This window comes from Nitrosomonas sp. (genome assembly GCF_021731985.1).
Taxonomy (GTDB): domain Bacteria; phylum Pseudomonadota; class Gammaproteobacteria; order Burkholderiales; family Nitrosomonadaceae; genus Nitrosomonas.
This window is the reverse complement of sequence record NZ_JAKFWH010000090.1, coordinates 1-21,248: the sequence shown is the minus strand read 5'-3', so window position 1 is coordinate 21,248 and position 21,248 is coordinate 1. Positions and strand designations below refer to the sequence as shown.

The following is a 21,248-nucleotide window of genomic DNA, read 5'->3' as shown; positions in this document are numbered from 1 at the left end:
TCGCCAGCGTGTTATACATCACCTCGCCAAGCGTGCTGAAAAACTTGGCATGCAACTCGTTCCCGCTCCTCAATCAACTTAAAAAATCATTCAACTAATCATGTGGATATATTGTGTTTCTTGAGAGAGAGTGTGAGTTCCACTTTCCACAATGACAAATGCTCTATCCCTGTAACGGGATTTATTTTGGAGAATCTTGTGGCTCCGTCGCAATAATCCAATAGTACCTATCAAACTGAATTTAGATTACTGCAGAAAAACAAAAAAAGTAAGGTGCTTTGTTTGACAGCCTTTTGTGTTTTCAGTATATTCGTGTATGAGTTAGGGTTATTACTTTTCTTTCTTGGTAGAAAAATTAAATACAAACAAAGAGATAAATCCTTATCAAAAAAATTGATAGAAAGCATACTTACCAAGAAGAACCCTAAACCGACGCATGCAACGAATCAGCAGATCACTTGCTGATTGGCAAATTCAATCAAATTAAGAACGAAGTAGCAGAAATTCACTAAGACTTTGTGAATTTTGTATCTCAGTGTCACTGCACTTGATCGATTTCTATCATCCCTAGTGATTTAAATCGATAAGTTGAATTATTAAGATAAGCTCAGCTGAATTCATAACTCAGTTAGTTGGCTTTTTTAATAGGTGGTTACTATGGCTGCAACTGTCTCGCTTAAATTGGCCGATCATTCGGACACCTTCATTAAGCACCACTGTGATGAATCATTACCACATGTAGGCGCTTCCATCAGCAATTTGCAGGGGATTGGTCAATCCCATCGTATCAACGTCGGCCTTGGAACGCTCGGATTTCTGGCAGTAAAAAGACAAGCACCGAATTGGGAATCATTGGTACTAGTGTCTAACCAGCATGTTTTACTCGCTAATGATGCAATCCGCGACGACGTTATTTTTCAACCCGATTATGAAACGCAGGGTGAACAAATAATTTTTGACGCTCCTCGCTTAAATGCCATTGCCAAGATTGATAACGAAGGGCTTTGCGGACACTTCTCCTATGCCTATCCTAGAGAATGCGAGAAGCCTTATTACATTGATTGCGCAACGGCCAGTTTATTATTAAAGCAGACCAAAAATCCGCACCGAATCAAAACAAAAACTCAGTACTTCACAACCGTGGCCAGGGTGCATCCACTTGACACGATAAGCGGGCGAGAACTTAAGGTGCGCTTGTTAGGACGTAGCAATTCAGTTTGGGGGAAAGTAATTGACAGTGAGGCTACAGTTGAGACTGTCAGTGGCGAACTGTGCCGCAACACGCTGGTTATCCGCGCGTTACCCAATAACGACGGCGTCATGCAGCCACTTTCCCGCAAAGGTGATTCCGGTGCTTTGCTCATCGACCAATACCAGCGCGCGGTGGGGTTACTATGGGGCAATCACTTGTTCGATCCCTTTGTATCTTATGCTTGCCCTATTCACCCGGTGCTCAGTTATCTACAGATAATTCCCTGGTGCTTCGATTTTTGTGCGCCCCAATCTGCCCATAAGGATTAACGCGATGCCACAGGGAGAACGCATTCTATTCACACACTGCTGGCAAGCTGGATGGAGGTAACGTGATGGATCAAAAAGAATTGGCTGCATTACACGCTGAAGCCGAAACCGAACTGAAGAAATATCACGGCGTAGTCGGCGTGGGCTATGGCCTAAAAGAAGTAGATGGCAAAACCACCGATCAAATTTCATTTCGTGTGTACGTCAAAGCAAAGCGCAAACCTGAAGATTTGAATCCAGCCGATGTCATTCCGAAAGAATACAAAGGCATCCCAACAGATGTGGTGCTTGTCATTCAACCTAAACCATTGCATTGCGAAGACTTGGATCAACATTCACCGCTGATTGGCGGGATTTCAATTACCAATTTCAAAACAAATGCTGCGAATCAAATTGGCTCTGGAACATTGGGATGTTTCGCCACGTTGAATGGTGTCAGCGGACCGGAAAATGTGGTGTTGCTATCGAATAATCACGTCCTTACAAGCAATGGAGCGGTTAATGGCGACACGATCTATCAGCCACGCTATATCGATAACGCAGGAACTATCAATATTGACCCCACACAAGAGCGGCGTAACCCGATTGGAAAAGTCCATAATGTCGGCCAGCAACAACCTTATTCTTACACCTATCCTAGCGAAACAGCGCAAGATTATTTTCTGGATTGTGCGATCGCCAAACTGGATATTTGCATTTCAAGCTGGTGCAATACCAATTGCGGCGTATCGTATAAGAACGAAATTCGCGGCCTGAACATCGGCGGCAATAGTAAATTGGAAGATGTGGCCCGTGTTGCGCAAAGCGATTTAAGTAGTGGGGATTATGTAGTTTATAAAGTTGGGCGAAGAACCAGCAAAACAACTGGCAGGGTCATTGATACATCCGCGATAGATCCATCCGGCGGCCGTGCTCTCTATATTGAAGCCACTCAAGCTAACTGCAATGGCGCAATGCAATTCTCTGATGAAGGCGATTCAGGCTCGGCAATTGTCAATGCACAAAACGAAGTGGTTGGGTTATTGTACGCAGGGGATAGTGCTAATCCGGCTCGAACGCTTGCTTGCCACATTCACCCGGTCATGGCATATCTCAGCATCACCCCCATCACCACCGCCAACCCGCCATTCGGTCCCGCCGGGCAGACGCTAAACGATGTTGAAGGTGTATTCACCGGCATCAACCATACGACCGAGGTACGCGAGCGCTTTTTAAACACGCGTAAAGGTGCTGAAATTTATCAACAGATTCTCGATCATCGTCAGGAGGTGATTGCTCTTGTTAATCACCGGCGCCCAGTCACTGTGGCCTGGCACCGTAGTCAAGGCCCTACGTTCTTGGCACACTTTGTCAACAATGCGCGCGATCCACTACATTTAATTCCTTTCGAAGTGGAAGGCATCACGCGCGATCAGATGATCCGGCGCATGGCCGAGATACTGACACAGCATGGCAGCGAGGCGTTGCAACAAGTAATCCAGAGCTATCTTGATGAAGTGATGGGATTCATTAACAGTTTCGATAATCTACACGAGTTCGTAAAACAGTTTGAAGCTATGCCCGGTTCGAGCGGATTAAGCGGTCACTCCACGCTCATTGAGGAAACTGTCGATGTCAAATGAAGTGAACACATTACAGCGCGTTCTGCTGCAAATCTCCAGTGTATTGGAGCCAATGGAACGCGAACTGAATAGCAATCGTGCCATCCAAACATTCGCTGAATTGGGTATTACCCTCAATAGTGGACAGGTTTCGTCACTGGCTTCACCGATGCAAGCTTTGGTTGCCAGCAGCAAAACCGTGTTGCAAAAAGCAGGCGACTTGGCGCAAGCGATCGAAGACGAAGACATCGGAAAAATTGTTTCCGTCAGCGCCGAACTCATCAGCCAGATTATTACCGCGATTCAAAAAATCGATCAATTACAAACCGCTGTGCAGGGTATCGGCAGTATACCTGCAAGTGTATCCAGTCATTTCGCCGAACGGTTGTTTAATTATTTGCTCGTTCGTACACTCGATGCCGCCAATGGTGTCAACGAATTACTCGAGCTATTGGGAATTCTCGAACGCGAACGTAACAATGCGGGTTCAACGGATCCAAGCAATCCTGAATTCATAATCTCCACTTTTCATTTCAATATGCTGGGTAACTGGCTGCAATCACCTGTGTCGGCCTTTCAGACCCAATACAACTGGGGCACTAATAATCTCGACGCAGCCAGTTTATTAAAGCAGCTTGAGCGCTTGCTGCTGAATCTGAAAGCACCAGTTTTTTTTGACGATTCGTCACCGACGCCAATCCTGGAAGCCGTCATTTTTCAATTGCGGCCGCGCACTGACCTCAATCCTAACGGACTCAGCTTATCGATCCGCCAGAATCTCAGTCCCGGTAAAATCGAATTTGCCGCCGACGATTTAAAAGTCATCCTGGATTTGCAGGCCACACTGCCGTTTGGTGCCGAATTAGTGATCCAACCACCCGCTAAGTTCACCTTCGAAACTACCAGTCCGTCCGATACGGTCTCCGGCTCATTGAACCTTAGCGTCACCGCGGATCGCACACAGGCGTCAACACCTTATCTTTTAATTGGAGACCCGGATGGCAGTCGGCTTGAAGTTGGTAAATTCGGTGTCAGTTTCGGTGGCCGGATTCAAGGCAGCGGCGGACAATCGACGGCTGATCTGACCGTTGGCGGAGAAATCGGCGCCGGAAAACTTTCAATTTCGTTTGCCGATGGTGATGGCTTTCTCACTGATATTCTGAGCGGCATCCAGCTCAATTCCGATTTCGGCATGGCGTTTGGCTACAACAGCAACGACGGCCTGTTTTTTGTCGGTAGCAGCGCATTGGAAATCCAACTACCTCTGCACCTCGATCTCGGGCCGGTCGAAGTCAGTGCGCTAACTTTTTCTGTCGGCATTGAAAACAGCAAATTTCCCACTGCCATCTCGTCGGATATCAAAGCTTCACTTGGCCCGCTTGCAGCCGTGATCGAAAACATCGGATTGGAGATCGATTTCGCCTTGGTGGATAACCGCAGCGGCAACGCCGGACCGGTAGATATTCGCTTAGGGTTCAAACCGCCGAATGGTGTCGGATTATCACTGGATGTTGGTATTGTCAAAGGCGGCGGCTATCTCTACTTTGATTTTGATAAAGAGGAATATGCCGGTGCCTTAGAGCTCGTATTCAGCGGTATCGTCACAGTTAAAGCAATTGGCCTGATCACCACACGCATGCCCGATGGTTCGGATGGTTTTTCATTACTGATCATCGTCAGCGCTGAGTTTGGCACACCCTTCCAGCTAGGTTTTGGATTTACTTTGAATGCCGTCGGGGGATTGCTGGGTTTAAATCGCACCATGGAACTAGAAGTCATTGCTGCCGGTGTGCGCACAGGTTCGATCAACAGCGTGATGTTCCCGGACAATATTATCGAGAACGCGCCACGCATCATCAGTGATTTACGTCAATTCTTCCCGCCAGCGCAGGATGTGTTCTTAATCGGGCCGATGGCTAAGTTGGGCTGGGGAACACCAACGCTGGTCAGTGCATCGCTGGGCATCATAGTCGAAATACCGCCGGGCAACATTGCCATTCTCGGCGTTCTAAAAGTCGCGTTACCCGATGAAGACGCTGCCCTGATTATCATCCAAGTCAGTTTCATCGGCGCCTTGGAAGTGGATAAACAGAGACTGTGGTTTTATGCCAGTTTGTATGACTCCCGGGTGATTTTCATCACTCTGGATGGCGATATGGGTCTGTTGATCGCTTGGGGTAACGAGGCAAATTTTGTGCTCAGTGTTGGCGGTTTTCATCCCTCCTTTAAACCGCCTCCACTGCCTTTTCCAAATCCTAATCGAATCGCAATCAGTATCCTGAATGAATCTTTTGCTCGAATCCGGGTGGAAGGCTATTTTGCGGTGACATCCAATACCGTACAGTTCGGTGCTAATGTTGAGGTTTATTTTGGCCTAAGTGCATTTAATATTTCCGGCCATGTCGGATTTGATGCGTTGTTTCAGTTCTCTCCCTTTTACTTCATCATCACCATTTCCGCATCCTTCGACGTTAAGGTGTTTGGTATAGGACTGTTCAGCGTGCGCATGCGCGGTGAATTGGAAGGCACATCGCCGTGGCATATCGAAGGGGAAGGATCCATCTCGGTATTATTTTGGGATATTGATGTACCTTTCAGTCACACTTGGGGGGAAGACGAAAACACAACGCTACCAGCAATTGACATCATGCCGCTCATCACGGCTGAATTCGAAAAGCTGGCTAACTGGACCGCCGAGATACCAGCATCTAATCAATTGCTGGTGTCATTGCGGAAAATCGAAAGCGGTGAGGATCTGATACTGCATCCGGTTGGTGTATTACGTGTCAATCAACGGGCCATCCCGCTGGATTTGGATCTTGATAAAGTCGGCAACCAGAAACCGCAGGACGCAAAACGGCTGACCGTCGAAGTGACTGATACGGGTTTAACCAAGGTCGCAGATACAAAAGAACAGTTTGCGACCGCGCAATACAAAAATTTGAGCGACGCCAACAAATTGAGCGCGCCCGCTTATGAAAAACAAAATGCCGGCATCGAACTGTCGGTCAGTAATCAGCAGCTAAAATCACCCGCGGCTGTTAAACGCGTGGTGCGCTACGAGCAAAGTATCATCGACAACAATTTTATTTCGTTGTTAATCCGCTTTGTTGGCATCAGTTCTGAATTCTTTAATCACTTTTTAGGCCGTAACGCCGCTTCCAAGTCAGTACTTTCGGCAAATTATAAAACACAGAAAGCGCCTATCGCTCAGAAAATTGTCGTGAAAGAAGCTGGTTACGTGGTCGCCTCCACAATGAATAATAGTCCGCATAGCGAACAGGCTTTTTTTGCATCCCATGCACAAGCGCAAGATTTCTTGCGAACACAAGTGAGTAAATCCCCTGAATTGCAAGACAGTCTTCATGTGATTCCCAGCGCCGAAGCTGTCTCACTGCAGGAGGCTGCATAATGGCTATCGGTACTTACACTTTTTTACCGTGGTTACGGCAAGGCATTGCCAATAATATCCAAACAGCGGATATGGATGCTTCGGTCAAGACGCGCGCCAGCGTTGCGGTAAGTCTGAATATCAAAGGCAGCGGCGGAGAAGGCGGCGATATCACCGCCCCGGTAATGAAAAATATCGCACTTTATGGGCCTGGCGATATTATCGGCATTGAATCCAGGGCGATTATCAAGACCGAGCCACTAAACTGGATTACCAATTTCGAGCCGAACTATCTCTGCCATATCGAATTTTACGATGAAGATTTTCCTTGGCGTTATACACCCGCTACACCGTCGGGATCGCGATTACGGCCGTGGGTAACGCTGATCGTATTAACCGAGGCTGAATTTTCCGATGGCGGCAATATTTCAGGCAAGCCGCTGCCTTTTATTGAGATTAAAGCCGACGCGCTGGAATCAGTATTCCCCAAAGCCGAAGAATTATGGGCGTGGGCGCACGTGCATGTGAATAAAAACATTGCTGGCAATCAGGATGCGCCGCAAGCACCCAACATGGACAGTGTGTTGGCACAATTTCAGAGCTTGCTCACTCAGAATCCGGATGAAGCCTATTCGCGTATCGTCTGTCCCCGCAAACTGGCACCCAACGAGCGTTATCATGCCTTCCTGATTCCGGCCTTTGAAACCGGCCGGTTGGCAGGTTTGGGAATGAATCCCGATGACGCTCCGCATGCGACGTTCTCAGCTTGGGGCGAAGGCCGCCCGGCACCGACGCAATTTCCTATTTATTACCGTTGGTTCTTCCGCACCGGCTCGCAAGGCGATTTCGAATATCTGGTTCGACTGCTCGAACCGAGACCAGCGGATAGTCGCGTCGGCCGCCGTGATATGGATGTACAAAATCCAGGTTCCAATATCAGCGGGATTCAGAATCCGGATCTCGAAGGTGTTTTGAAACTGAGTGGTGCCCTGCTCGCACCACTTAGCAATGAAGCCGAGCAAGAAATTGCCAGGTGGGAAAACTGGGATCAACCTTATCCACATGTATTCCAGCAAGAGCTGGCTGCGTTCTTAAACCTTGCCGATGATTATGCGCGGCTATCCGCAGATTCCGCCAATCAGAATACTGATTTGCCTGCTGAAATTCAGGCCGATCCCGATCCGCTTATCACACCACCGATTTATGGCCGCTGGTATGCGCTAAGAAATCGCGTGCTGAAAGAAGCGGATGGCAGCGATTCACCGAACAATAACAATTGGCTACACGAACTGAATCTGGATCCCCGCTGGCGCAGTGCTGCAGGTTTTGGCACCGATGTCATCATCGCCAATCAGGAAGAATATATGGATGCGGCCTGGGATCAGGTAGGTGATGTGCTGGAAGCCAACCGGCAAATCCGTCTGGCCCAGCTTGCCCAAATCACAGCCAATAGCTGGTATCAAAAGCAGGTACTACCATTACAACAAATCAGTCATGACAAAATTCTATTCATGACTGCGCCGGTGCAAAAACGTGTCATCAGCCAAGGCATAACGGTTTTTCACCAGATTAAACAAAGTCCGGTAACGCCCGCGCTCACGTCCGCTCCCTTGCGGCGTATGCTGCGGTCGAACGGCCGTTTACAAAAACTCTCCTCATTTGATGAGCGCATCCACTCCAACAATTTAATTAGCCGGGTGAATGAAGGTGTCGTTACTGCAGCACCACCGCATGTTGTTCCCGAATCGCTGCCGACACTTGATAAGCTGGCCAAGGATGCACAACCCGATAGTGTTCCAGACTGGCTTCTGAACTTACTCAAGCAATATCCTTTTATCCCAAATCTATTGCTGCTTCTTATTCTGTTATTGGTTTTTTTCCTACTTGTTACTGGAGCAAATCCAGGGATCGGAGTTGTTGCGGTACTGGTCAGCGCGGGATTAATTTGGGCTTATCGCACCGCCCGGCGTTTAATTACACAAGCCAATCAAGCCGATTCGGTTGCCGAAACCAATCAAATGCCAGTTGCGGTTGACGCCATGCCACCAAGCAATGACTTTGTTTTAACTCCAGAACTCAATCTATTGGCGTTGGATCCGGCAAATCCGCCGCAACCCGCTACCGTGGGTACAATTGACAATATTCAATCCGGACGATTTAAAACAGCACTGAAAGACTCTTACACGGTTTTGCAGAATGGTTTGCAAGCCGGTGTCATTCCCGTTTCGATACCGATTAACGTAGCCCTATTGGCAACAAACACGCTAGTAGCACTGAATCCTGCTACAACTATCCCGAAATGGACGTTGGGTAAAATATTATTGCCAGCGCATATTCTCAAATTGATCGGAGAAAAATTTGTTGAAGCCATGGCCTATCCGGAATTTGATATTCCCATGTACAAACCGCTCGTAGATAAATCCACCGAACTTTTTGTTCCCAACTTAAATTTTATTGAACAGAATTCCATTACCTTATTAAAAACCAATCAGCCATTTATTGAATCGTACATGGTGGGTCTCAACCATGAATTTGCACGGGAATTATTGTGGCGTGAATATCCGACAGATCAGCGCGGTTCCTATTTCCGGCAATTCTGGGATATCAGTAGCTTCCTGAGCCGCACCGAAGACAGTGAACAACGCAGGGAAGAACTAAAAGATATTCCTCCGATTCACCGCTGGTCAAAATTTTCCAAATTGGGCGAACATGATCATCGTGAACAAGGCTTGGAGAATGAAGAAGAACTAGTACTGGTAATCCGCGGCGAACTGCTAAAAAAATACCCAAATGCAGTCATTTACGCACAAAAAGCCAAATGGCAACCGATCAGTGATACCAATCCCGCACCCAACAAGAAAACAGAGCGTATTTTTGACGAGAGCGTCCCAATAAAAACCCCACTCTACGAAGCGCAAGTCAAACCGGATATTTACTTCTTTGGCTTTGATTTAACCGAAGAAGAGGCCCGGGGTAATGACAAAGTGGATGATGAACCGGGTTGGTTCTTTGTTATCAAGGAGCGCCCCGGAGAACCACGCTTTGGCTTGGATATAGACCGCGAAGGCCCGATTCAAGTCTGGAACGATTTATCCTGGGCGGATGTTGTCCCTGGACTAACTGACGGTGACTTTATCGAAATTGCCAGCGCACCTAACCGCAGCTTACCAAACGCTGCACCAAGCGGTACTGCACAGGAAAAGGCAGAACAGTGGCAAGAGGATCATTTGTTAAGCTGGACGGAAAATATCAATTCAGCGGAGTTGGCTTATATTTTATTCCAGGCACCAGTGCTGGTGGGTGTGCATGCTTCAGAAATGTTACCTGATTAAGCATTAATGCCCCAACAGCAATCTGAAATACCAACTGACAGACATGGCTTATGACTAACTTTAAAGACACACAAAAACAGATTGATCTGGCGCGTCAACAGCAAAAACAAAGCCGCAAAGACTGGTTTGTCACCAAGGAAAAGCTGCGAAAAATTGAGCGTCGCATGGAGTCTATGCGGCGTCGCTCTGATGAGGGGGCTAAGGAACAATTGCAGTCCTTATTACGCGAGCAAGAAATACTGCGTATAAATGCTGCCAAATCTCAAGCAGAATTTAAGCAAAACCGGCAAGCGTTAATCGATCAAGAATTGCTATTTGAGGTTTTCTCCGACCCTACCAAGAACATCAGTCAGTTGAATGATATGCATCCGATATTATTATTCCCGATGCGTATCGAGACACGCTTTAAACAAATTGCTAGTGCCGGCAACCGCAATGGACATATTGACCAGCTATGGGTCCGTGTTTACCCGGATGATATCAGCATTGATACTTTTGAAGAAATCCCCTCAGAAATCGAAATCAGTAACACCCGGGTGTACTGGACCAATATCTGGAAAGCAGGCGGAGTGGACACAGAAAAACGCGCTGCGTGGCAATCGCTGGTAAAAAGTCACGGAGCGGGCCGTGCCTACTGGTTAAGTCAGTTATTTAAACCACTGAATCCCAATACTGAGCCGGTTATTGCGAATGGGGATTACATTTTAGTGATTGTATCTGAGCAGGCATTGCCCGACAGTGATAAACCCATCGTGCAGAAATACTGGCAAGCCGTATTCATCGCCAACAATGATGCAGTGGCCTTGGATGCGGCTTATACTACCTTAAAGAGCGACCTGGGCGAGGCGCGTGCACAGGAAATCATTACTTCTTACCAACCGCAGAATCTGAACGTCAAGCCTGCGCAACCCGAAACCATTACCAATGTGCGGGTCGAGTTCCTGGAATTGCCTGTCATCGCGGATATTGATACACAGCTTCAAGCTTGGACGAACCCTGCGCGCGTTGCGCTTCTTCCCGAACGATTTGTGGTGATGGGTTTTAATGGAAAAGAACAAACTTTGATCCATATCGGCCGTCCGGTACCTTCGGAACTCATTGTCGGACCTAATCCCGACGCGCCGGAAGACCAGCAATTACGCTTGGAAGACGACGAGCTGATCGTACCCGGCGAGATGAAGTGGGTAACAGACTTCGACGAAGCTGTCGCCAAAGGTATGGGTTTTAAAATTGATCTCGACGGCATTCAGGCGCAACGAGGTTTTGATCGATTATTTGTGCTGGGCGTGAGGCTCAGTGCCGATGTAAATAAAAGCCGCGAGCAACTGGAACAATTAATTCAACATCATCAACGTAGCCGCAAAGGGTTTAGTTTACTTCCCCAGGGAGCGCCGACAAACAACGTTGAAGATCAGGAAAGCGGCTATACCTGGTTTAGTGATGCCGACGCGAGTTATGATCATTATTTTACTCAATATGCCAATGACGGCAGTGACGACGATCCCGCCGGATGGCGTACCAGAAAAGACGGGCGGTGGCTGGCAAACAGCCTGGGTATCGATCCGGAAGTATTAAAATTATCGCCGCATTATTACGCCAATGATCAGCGTGAAGCCAGAGCGATGAACGAAGCACTGTGGCCGGGTACTTTGGGCTATTTCATGGAACAAATGATGGAACCGGTGTTTACTGACGAAACCATCACCAGTACGCGCAACTATTTCAATCGTTATGTGCTCGGACGCGGCACGCTGTCGGCGATTCGTATCGGCAAACAACCTTACGGCATCCTGCCGGCAACTCCGTTCTCCCGCATGGAATGGATCAATCGCAAGATTTTCAGCGACGATAGGTTAGAGCAGCAAATCTCCGGTTCCTTCCTCTTTTTGTCCAAGCTCTACAACCTCATAAAAAAAGTTGATGAACGGTGGGTTTCTCTACTCTCTAAGGTTTCCTACGTCGGCAAACCGCAAACTGATCCGCAACAAGCCTTATTGGATATTGTCGGTTTACATCCGGCGTCGGTTGAGTTTTATCAACGCTATGCTGAAAGTGCTGAACAACTGTATAACCGCTACAAAACATCCGGAATCAATAGCGCGATTTATGCCGCGATTGCATCGATGGTCTATACACAAAGCGGTCTCAATCTGCTGGCACAACTGGGTTATTCGGCCCAGGAAAACGAAAAGATCCCCGAAATTCTCAATAAATTCTTCACCCTTGCTGCCAACTTATTGAAAGGCGCGTTGATTGATGATCAAGCGTTGTCGGAATTTAATCCGGTACGCCCCTATCACAGCGATGGATCGAACTATATCAAGTGGCTGGCCACTGCGGCGCGCAATTCTCACAACACATTGCGCTTGCAGCAAGGTTTCATCGATGACCGGCCACCTACCGCGCTGCTCTATCTGATGTTGCACCATGCGCTGGATCTTTCCTATCTCGATACCAGTCTGCGTTTGCACTTGGAAGCAAACGTGCTGGATCAGCAACAATTCTCACTAGCAAAACGCCAGCCGAAGTTTATGCACATCCAGGAAATTGAAGAAGATAAAGGTAGCCCCTGGCAATACCTATACAAAGCTGAGCCTGCCATCACAAGCAATGCGCAATTGCAAATAGGCGACTTCATTCCGCAGATACTTACACTGCGCAACCCCTACTTGAATACGCAAATTAACGCCCTAGAACGTTTACAGCAAACACCGACAGCGCGCCTGGAGCGGATATTTGCCGAACACATCGATTGCTGCAGTTATCGCCTGGATGCTTGGTGGCTGGGATTATTAAACGTACAACTCGACATCATGCAGCAAATAGCCGGGCCAACGCACCCGGTACCCGGCACCACGCCAGGCGAAGGGTCAGGTAATAATGAGGCTACTGAAAACCATGGTTGCTATCTTGGCGCTTTTGCGTGGCTGGAAGATGTCAGGCCAGAAAACAAAAATTTGAATCCTGTCAAACTAACTGAAGAGCTGGATAAAATTTTTAACAAAGCCGGTCAGGCGCCATTGTTCGAAGATGACAAAAATTTCGGTTTCATCCATGCGCCATCTTTAAATCATGCTGTCACTGCGGCCGTGCTGCGCAATGGTTATTTAGCCAACGCAACGCCGGGCAATCCTGACAGCCTCTCGATCAATCTAACGTCGGAGCGAGTCCGGCTCGCCATGAATGTGCTCGAAGGGATGCGAAATGGCCAAAGTCTTTCGGCGCTATTGGGTTACTACCTCGAACGAGGCCTTCACGATGCAGACAATCTATTCCTGGATAGCATTATTTTCGAGCTGCGCAAACAATTTCCATTAGCCGGCGATCGTTTATCGACGACCAAGAGTTCCAGCGATGAACCCATTAGCGCCGTTGAGGCGCGCAACGTAGTCGATGGTTTGGCATTGGTTGAACACGTACAAGCGCAATCCGGCGCTAATCAAAACTACCCCTTTGGCATTGTTCAACTGCCCAATATCACAGAACAGAATAAATTGGATGCGATTAATCGTGAAGTACAACGTATCATGAATATCAATGATGCCGTGGCCGACCTCGCTATGGCGGAAGGTGTCTATCAAGTGGTCCAGGGTAATTATGATCGTGCGGCAGGAACACTGGATGCTTACAGCAAAGGGCATTTTCCACCCGTACCGGAAGTAGTACAAACACCGCGTAGCGGCATTACCTTAACCCATCGTGTCGGTTTGCACTTGCGTGCAGGTTTGAATCCCAGCGATGCAATCAACTCCACCCCGCGTGCAAAAGCTGAACCGGCTATTAATCAGTGGTTAACGCAATTGCTTCCAGCGATGAATGACATCTTCTGTGTCGCCGACTATTACAATCAAGGAACTGCGCAACAGGAACAGCAAGTGGTGACCGCGCAGAATCTTGGCTTGCTGGCCATCGACTTGTTGTACATGATTAATAGCGATCAACAACAGATGACCGCGCTGGATGATCGCATTTTAGCCTACGTCTATAATATTCCCGGCGTCCGTGCTGATAGTGGCATTATCATTCAATACCGCGGCAAACAAGCAGGAAAATATTCATTCTTCGAAGTAATGCCGATGCTACATGATCTGAAAGCGCTAATAACCCAATCGCGCCCGCTCAGAATCACCGACGTTAAGTTACCGAATGAAGCATCCCAGCAAGAAGACAGTACCGCCAATATACGCGAAGCGAAAGTCACCACAGTGCGTGATTTGTTGCAGGCGCATCAAACCGGATTAAATAATCTGAATACGCAGATGGATGCCTGGTTGGATGATCCAGATGAAAACGTTGTGGCCAGCAATGCGATCAATCACCTCGATGAAATGATCACTAACTATCTACTCATCGCCAATGCGGTAAATCAATTCGGTTTGGCCGGTGCCGCATCCGGCTTTGTATACGATTGGCGGCGCACGCAATTTAGCGCCTTGCTGGAAAACCTACAGAGCATTATTGAACGATGGCACGCCGCACTGCTGGAATTTGAGCAGCGGATAACAGACTTCGGCGCACTGGATCCGGCAACACCCGATGAAAATAAGATGCAGTATCTAATGGAAATCGCGTTATTAATTCTGACGGAATCGGTTCCTATTCCGGCATCGGACGACCCCAGTGAGTTACTTACGACGTTGAGCACAACACATAAAACCAATTTCCAAAACAGCCTATTGGGTCTCGAGAACCTGTTAAGTACAGCTAATCAAGTCGGCGTACTTTATTTGTCATTGCTCGCCAAGGAAACCGATATTGCGCTGCATGACACGCAAATATTGGATCTTGCCGATAATAAAAAAGCCATCGTTAGTTTTGCACAAACATTGCATGCCAAAGTTAAGGGCTTAGCAGCAGATATCGATAAACGATTAGTGACGGCCAATGACCTCATCACCGGTGCTGCAGTGGCCACTGCCGATAAGCGCATAGACGAGCTGACTCAAGCGATCCGGCAATTAACCAGTGAAGACTTTGTTATTCTGCCCGAGTTTACTCTGACAACAACACACGGCAGTGAGTGGCAGCAAAGTTATGACAACCGCGATCAACTGCTAACCTATCAGAGAAATGATCTCGAGGTGGATTTCCCTGAAGACAACTGGCTATATGGAGTGGCGCGCGTGCGTGAGAAATTACAGCGATGGGAAAGCATTACCCATTTTGGCGAAGCGCTGAATAATGTCAGTTTGAGCTTAACGCCATTACAGTTCCCCTATCGAACCGATGATCATTGGTTAGCTTTGGAATTTCCCGACAAGCAACCGGTTACTTCAGAACCATTTTTAATCGAAGAAGATAAATTGCTCTATACCGCGCATTATGTCGATGCATTTGATCAGACTGCGGCGATTTGCGGTTTATTGCTTGATGAATGGACTGAAGTCATTCCCACAACAGAGGAAACCACTGGGTTAACGTTTCATTATGATCGTCCCAACTGTGAAGCACCGCAGTCTCTGCTCTTGGCACTACCGGCAAACTTTACCGGTCATTGGCAGTGGCAAGACTTGGTAGACACTTTGCATGAAACACTGGATATGGCGCACAAACGGGCTATTGAACCAGCGCATTGGAATGAAACTGAATATTCGCGCTTCCTGCCTGCCGTGGTGTCTTCAGTGACACGCTATCCAATCATGATGACGCTTGATTTAGCCTTTAATAACGCCGTGCAGTTTAAATCTAAAGTAGAGGATTAACCATGAACGATTTTATTGCCATTGAAAATATCCAGGCGGTTCTCGATCGCAAGATCTTGTTGCCCACTATTGTCATGTGGAATCGATTGGAAGGACGGCCCCGAACCAAAAACTTTCTGCGCGCACTGCGTGCTGAAGTACGCGATCCCTTATGGATGTTATGTAAACAATGGCAAACTGGTGAATTTAAAGGCGATGACGCGGGGTCGCCGATATTTGCCAAAGTGCATATGGCAACGACTGAGCTGACAAAGTATCAGCCGGGCGATGCTGCAGTAAAGGATTTCGACAAATCAGCCCCTCTTGAAGCGATCGTAGAACAACGCCCGTTTCCGTACGTCGGCCAACAGCATATCCTCTCTTTGGATATCCGTTTACTGATGGGGCGGCAGTGGTTGAAGTATATACAATCTGCAGGCTTGTCAGCGTTAAAGCCACAATATATTCAACACGAAAACTATAAAATCACGGAACCCGATCCCGCCAGTCGTAGCGATGCTTTTCTAACCGCACATCCGGCAGTGTGGCAAAGTTTCTCCGCCATGGCCAATCGCGCCATGGATGGTGCCAATTTATATTTTTATTTGATAGCCGATACCCAAAACCATGCTTATGACGATATCACTTTGGCTAACGAAAGCGATAAAGCAATTATCGACGGGCTCGCAAACAAATTTGTGCAATGGTATGAGAAAATATTTTATCAACCAGGCAAAGAGCAGAACGATGCTTGGCTAGCGCAACAATTGGAGTATCAATTTGCGGTATCTGCGCCTCAAGAGGGTGCTGAAAAAGTAATGGTTGCAGAGGAATATTATCAGGGTAGGTTGGATTGGTATAACCTGGACATTGATCCATCACACAACAATTTAAGTGACGGCAGCGATGGTACGAACAATACTGATAATACCGGGGAAAGCGATGTGGAAGACAGTATCACAATGTCCTTCTTCCCCACAGCCATTCAATTTGAGGGCATGCCGAATACACGCTGGTGGACCTTCGAAGAAGGTAAAACCAATTTTGGCGATATCAAACCGGATACGACCGACATCAACAAACTCCTGCTAATGGAATTCGGTTTGATTTACGCGAATGATTGGTTCCTGGTACCCTTTCAGCTTCCGGTTGGTAGCATTGCCAAGGTCAAAGGTCTCGCGGTTACCAATGTCTTTGGTGAAAGAATTTGGATAACGGCATCCGGGTCTGGTAGTGATGAAAATTGGCAGCGTTGGGCCATGTACAACCTCTCTGTTAAGGGTAGCGATAATGTTCGCGCTGACACTTCTTTGGTGTTATTGCCTACCGTGTCAAAAGTTCAGGAAGGAAAACCAATTGACGATCTACGTTTCATTCGCGATGAAGTTGCCAACACAGTTTGGGGAATCGAAAAAAATATTCCACTGGCTACAGGACGCAGCAAACCAGGCAGTGAAGCGGGTCGTGAGCTATTTAATCGCCTGGAAAGTATTTTGGATAGTGAAATTGAAGGCGGCTTGGTAGTACCGGAAATTCCCGAATCGAGTGCGCCCATTCGTTACCAATTGATGCAAGGTGTGCCAGAAAATTGGATCCCCATGATTCCCATCCATCTCGACAACAACAGTCGTGAAATTCAATTGCAACGTGCTTCCATGCCGCGCGTAATCCTCGGCGCCCCTAATCCACCTGAGAAAATCAAACCGCGTACAGTATTATTGAGGCAAGGTTTAAATGAGCAACCTCCGCAACCCTATTTTTTGCATGAAGAAGAGGTACCCCGGGCAGGCATACAAGTGACACAGGCCTATCAACGTACACGCTGGAATAATGGGCAGGTATATTGTTGGCTCGGTGTGAAAAAACAAACTGGCCGTGGAGAAGGCAGTAGCGGCTTGGCTTTTGATCAGATCAAATCAACTAAACAACGTTTGCGCCGGGCATTACGGTTACCAGCTAAATAATTTATAGCGTGTATAGAATGGCTAAGAGCTTTGCGCGCGGCAATACACCTATGCGAGAAAATTCGATAACACAACTGCAACCAAAGTATCGTCATGATTAGCATCGTAGTCAGCCGTGAAATTTTTGTCGGGCAATAAGCGCCTGAGCAAATGGATACAGCATCAAATCATTTCATTCAGACAAAGTAACTAAAAATACCTAAAGAATACTTGCGAGTTCAATTGGACTAGCCTTGATTTAGTTAGTACATTCATACAAAATGCCTGTCTGAAATCAGTTATGCAATTCAGACTAAAAGAAATTTTCTATCAGTATATAATTTCCGCTTTCGACATTTACTTCATTGAACTCCGATGCAGAAACCTGAACCACCCGTTATACAACCCTTTACTTTTGTTTTCAGTTGGCGGCGTTTTTCGCTGCACTGCGCGATTATGGGCGTTTGTGTGTTGTTGGGCATGATGACTTGGTATTTTGGCAAACCGCATAGCGTCCGGTTTTATGAAACAAAATCGGAAGTGCCGCTTGCCACAGCAATAGCATCCGATATCGACATGACGCTTGATATGCGTAGCTCTGTGGCCGTAAAAGAAAGCCAGCCAGTGCAAGTCGAATTATTCAAGGGAAATGTTTATTTTGATATCAAGAAGAATACCACCAATCAACTTGAAGTCAAGGTCGGCAATGCCATCATTAAAAACACCGGAACCCGCTTCAGTATCCAGATGCAAAAGGATGGTAGTAGCCACATCGCCGTTGCGGACGGACACATCAAAATCCAAGTTGCTTCTGGCATTTATCAGATCAATGCGCTTGAACAAGCTGAGTTTGATGATGTCCGCATCAGCAAACACAGCCTCATTACTGAACACGACATTGCGCCTTGGCGCTCTGATCAGTAACGAATCGACATTGGAGTAAAAACAAACGCAGAGGAGAAAAACTCCTCTGCGTTTAAGAAAAAGTACTTAAGAAACTTTGCGGCGACGCACTACAAAACCCAACAAACCTAACCCAGCCAGCAACATTGCATAGGTTTCAGGCTCCGGCACCGGAGTGAGAATAGCTGAAGTAAGGAAAATTCCATCTTCCGGTTGATTCGGGAATGTACCGATGATACTGGTACTGAATGCACCAATCGAACTATCCCAGAATATGTGATACATGTTGTGATTACCCTCATCGGTAATCACCGCATCTCCCCGATAAGCTAGAAAATCACTGGCATCGGCCTTAATCACATTTACTGAATAATTAGCCGCGTAAAAACCTTCGAGTGGATTGCCACTATCTCCCAAATTCAAGGGGACAAAGCTAAGCATTTCTGGTGTGCCAAAATGCAACCCGAGATCAGTTTTCTCACCGGCTGGAGTGATTGCAGTAAGCTGTCCCGTGCCTTCCGATACTACGACAAGTGTATGGGCAGGAATATTGCCGAATGCCTGAGGAGTAAAATCTAAACCTTCTGCATCCGCACCTACATTAGCTAATAAAGTTGAAGATCCAGTGCTATCGACTGTGTACACATTCCCCGTTTGCGTAGTCACAAGCATATTAAAACCGTAATCACCGTAAGGATCAAATGCAATCCCACGAACATCTCCATTTAAACCTGAAGCAAATAGCGACTGCGTTGATCCATCGTTAGAGAATCGGTAAACGTTACCTGCAGCTTCCGATCCGGCAAATACGTCACGTGCTGCACTGGATCCGAATCCACCAAGACCCAGTGAGCTGGAAACATAGATCTCACCAATACTTCCACTGCTTATGGGCAGTGGTACTCCAAATGGTTGGAGATTTCCACCAGTCAGATCCGTTTGATAAAGTTGATTGTTAAAATAATTAGAACCGACAAATTTGTTTCCTGCATAAGCAAATCCAATAGGAGAACCACCTGTACTTCCTACAAATGGACTAAAACTGACAGCAAACACACTCCCTGTCCAAAATAAAACCAGACTTCCCATTAACATTACTAAAAATTTATTTTTCATATGACCCTCCAAATATAAGAAAAGAATTCTTTTTTTATTGAGAAATCATAGTAAGTGCAAAGAATTGTAAAATATAGAGAGGTCTGTACTATTTATGTAGGTCATTTGTCCTGGTTTGCGACTGTTAACTCTCTCAAACCGGTATCAGAAATGATAGATATTGCTTTTTATGCTCAATCCTATGATCGAACCACCAAGCATCCCATCCCCTGCCGGGTGAGATTCTGACAAGCTGTTCGCGCTTGACTCTCATGCAAACCTACCAGCCTCGCCCGATACAGCTTGCGGTTACTGATTTCCACCTCGGTTACCTTCACTTCTCCTGGTATCCAACGAGCAGCGGCCTGAGCTTGGGCATGGGCCCGATCGGGTTCATGATAAGAACCTATCTGCACCGCCCAACCGTCATTTTCCAGCATCGCAACTTTTTGCGACCCTACATTGACTGGCGGTTGAGAGATTTGTTGCGTTACGACGGGAACAGGCATCTTTTCCAGCACGGGATATGGTTTAGGTACTGAAGTCGAAGCACTGGTGTTCAGGGCGGCAACAGGCACGGCGCGGTTATTACTGGTATTACTGGCCACATGCGTACGCCCCTGGTTAAAACTGCGATCGAGCAACTGTGCCATATGCTGATCACGCGCGGCAGCAGTTTGCCCGCCCATCACTACTGCGATCACACGACGGCCACCGCGCTTGGCGGAAGTAGCTACATTGAATCCAGAAGCGCGGATAAAACCGGTTTTCAAACCATCCACTCCTGGAGTATTACGCACCATACGGTTATGGCTATTATAGGTAGTACCCTTGTAGCTGAATGATTGGGTAGAAAAATAATGATAGTGCTTGGGAAAATCCTTCATTAATCGTGTCGATAAGGTTACCAAGTCCCGGGCTGTAGTCTTTTGTTCACCATTCGGTAAACCGGAAGCATTGCGGAAGGTGCTGGAATGCATACCCAACTTGCGTGCCTTATCAGTCATCATGCGGCCAAAATTAGCTTCACTACTGCCCAGCGCCTCGGCCACCACCGCCGCCACATCGTTGGCAGAACGTACAATCAGTGCCGGAATCGCCTCCCGCACGCTGATACTATCTCCTGTACGCAAACCGATATTCGTCTGCGGCATGGATGCCGCATGTGCCGACACTTGCATACGCGTATCCAATGCCATCTTGCGTTGTTCAATCGCTTCGAACAACATATAAAGCGTCATCATCTTAGTCAGAGAGGCTGGATAACGGCTAGCATCAGCGTTGGATTCGTGTACTACTGCACCTGTATCCGCATCGATTACGATAGAGGAATAGCGGGGATTCGCTTGCGCCTGATTAACTAGAGACAGAAATAACAAGACGGCAAGGGCAATAAATCCTTTTCTTACTGCACGTTTCAAAGCAAACATAAGCCTATCCTTTCTGAATGTTAGTCAAGATGGGAAAACAATATGATCGGTATATACCGGCCTGGAATGTCTTACAAATCAGGGAAGAACACCAAGCACTCATTGTCGCCTTCTTCTTTTTAGTTATCACTTTTCTCATCTCTTGAGATTATCTTTATGTGCGCTACGCTTTAAAAACTTGCATGCTGAAGAAATCTGAATACATTATTCCTATTATTCACAAGCAGAAGTGTCCGGAGATTTAATTGAATAGATTCAGTTGGTTATTATTGTTCGACATGGTTATTTGCACATCGGTATTTTTAACCAATTGATCGATAGGTATTTTTTCGAAAAGAGTTAGGCTTAAAA

General features: G+C 47.1%; 9 protein-coding genes. 7 read left to right on the top strand and 2 right to left on the bottom strand.

Annotated elements, in window-relative coordinates:
- The first annotated feature begins 657 nt into the window (after positions 1-657).
- The 7 genes from QZ942_RS13650 to QZ942_RS13620 all read left to right on the top strand — a co-directional run bounded on the left by QZ942_RS13650 (position 658) and on the right by QZ942_RS13620 (position 18,393).
- Positions 658-1,521: a hypothetical protein gene (locus QZ942_RS13650; protein WP_292996566.1), complete on the top strand. Its 864-nt coding sequence runs from the start codon at positions 658-660 to the stop codon at positions 1,519-1,521.
- 65 nt (positions 1,522-1,586) lie between these two features.
- Positions 1,587-3,143 (top strand): hypothetical protein, encoded by a 1,557-nt coding sequence (locus QZ942_RS13645; RefSeq protein ID WP_292996564.1) that lies wholly within the window; start codon positions 1,587-1,589, stop codon positions 3,141-3,143.
- Complete coding sequence (locus QZ942_RS13640; protein WP_292996562.1) at positions 3,133-6,534, top strand: DUF6603 domain-containing protein; 3,402 nt, start codon at positions 3,133-3,135, stop codon at positions 6,532-6,534. The genes QZ942_RS13645 and QZ942_RS13640 overlap by 11 nt, the downstream gene beginning before the upstream one ends.
- Positions 6,534-9,845, top strand: coding sequence for a hypothetical protein (locus QZ942_RS13635; protein WP_292996560.1), 3,312 nt, complete (start codon positions 6,534-6,536; stop codon positions 9,843-9,845). The genes QZ942_RS13640 and QZ942_RS13635 overlap by 1 nt, the downstream gene beginning before the upstream one ends.
- Before the next feature lie 50 nt (positions 9,846-9,895).
- Positions 9,896-15,547, top strand: a complete 5,652-nt coding sequence (locus QZ942_RS13630; protein WP_292996558.1) for a hypothetical protein — start codon at positions 9,896-9,898, stop codon at positions 15,545-15,547.
- 2 nt (positions 15,548-15,549) lie between these two features.
- Positions 15,550-17,490 carry a hypothetical protein gene (locus tag QZ942_RS13625; RefSeq protein WP_292996556.1) on the top strand — a complete coding sequence of 647 codons (1,941 nt, stop codon included), beginning with the start codon at positions 15,550-15,552 and terminating at the stop codon, positions 17,488-17,490.
- 354 nt (positions 17,491-17,844) lie between these two features.
- On the top strand, positions 17,845-18,393 hold the full coding sequence (locus QZ942_RS13620) for a FecR family protein (protein ID WP_292996554.1): 549 nt from the start codon (positions 17,845-17,847) through the stop codon (positions 18,391-18,393).
- A 66-nt stretch (positions 18,394-18,459) separates the two neighbouring features.
- Here the strand turns inward: QZ942_RS13620 and QZ942_RS13615 are convergent, their stop codons facing one another.
- Positions 18,460-18,657 carry an FxDxF family PEP-CTERM protein gene (locus QZ942_RS13615; RefSeq protein WP_292996568.1) on the bottom strand — a complete coding sequence of 66 codons (198 nt, stop codon included), beginning with the start codon at positions 18,655-18,657 and terminating at the stop codon, positions 18,460-18,462.
- 1,010 nt (positions 18,658-19,667) lie between these two features.
- Positions 19,668-20,897 carry a D-alanyl-D-alanine carboxypeptidase family protein gene (locus QZ942_RS13610; RefSeq protein ID WP_292996552.1) on the bottom strand — a complete coding sequence of 410 codons (1,230 nt, stop codon included), beginning with the start codon at positions 20,895-20,897 and terminating at the stop codon, positions 19,668-19,670.
- Positions 20,898-21,248 lie beyond the last annotated feature (351 nt).

Coding starts and splice junctions, on each gene's coding strand:
- QZ942_RS13645 (WP_292996564.1), top strand. CDS start 1,587: ATGGATCAAAAAGAATTGGCTGCATTACACGCTGAAGCCGAAACCGAA.
- QZ942_RS13650 (WP_292996566.1), top strand. CDS start 658: ATGGCTGCAACTGTCTCGCTTAAATTGGCCGATCATTCGGACACCTTC.
- QZ942_RS13640 (WP_292996562.1), top strand. CDS start 3,133: ATGTCAAATGAAGTGAACACATTACAGCGCGTTCTGCTGCAAATCTCC.
- QZ942_RS13615 (WP_292996568.1), bottom strand. CDS start 18,657: ATGTATCACATATTCTGGGATAGTTCGATTGGTGCATTCAGTACCAGT.
- QZ942_RS13610 (WP_292996552.1), bottom strand. CDS start 20,897: ATGTTTGCTTTGAAACGTGCAGTAAGAAAAGGATTTATTGCCCTTGCC.
- QZ942_RS13625 (WP_292996556.1), top strand. CDS start 15,550: ATGAACGATTTTATTGCCATTGAAAATATCCAGGCGGTTCTCGATCGC.
- QZ942_RS13635 (WP_292996560.1), top strand. CDS start 6,534: ATGGCTATCGGTACTTACACTTTTTTACCGTGGTTACGGCAAGGCATT.
- QZ942_RS13620 (WP_292996554.1), top strand. CDS start 17,845: ATGCAGAAACCTGAACCACCCGTTATACAACCCTTTACTTTTGTTTTC.
- QZ942_RS13630 (WP_292996558.1), top strand. CDS start 9,896: ATGACTAACTTTAAAGACACACAAAAACAGATTGATCTGGCGCGTCAA.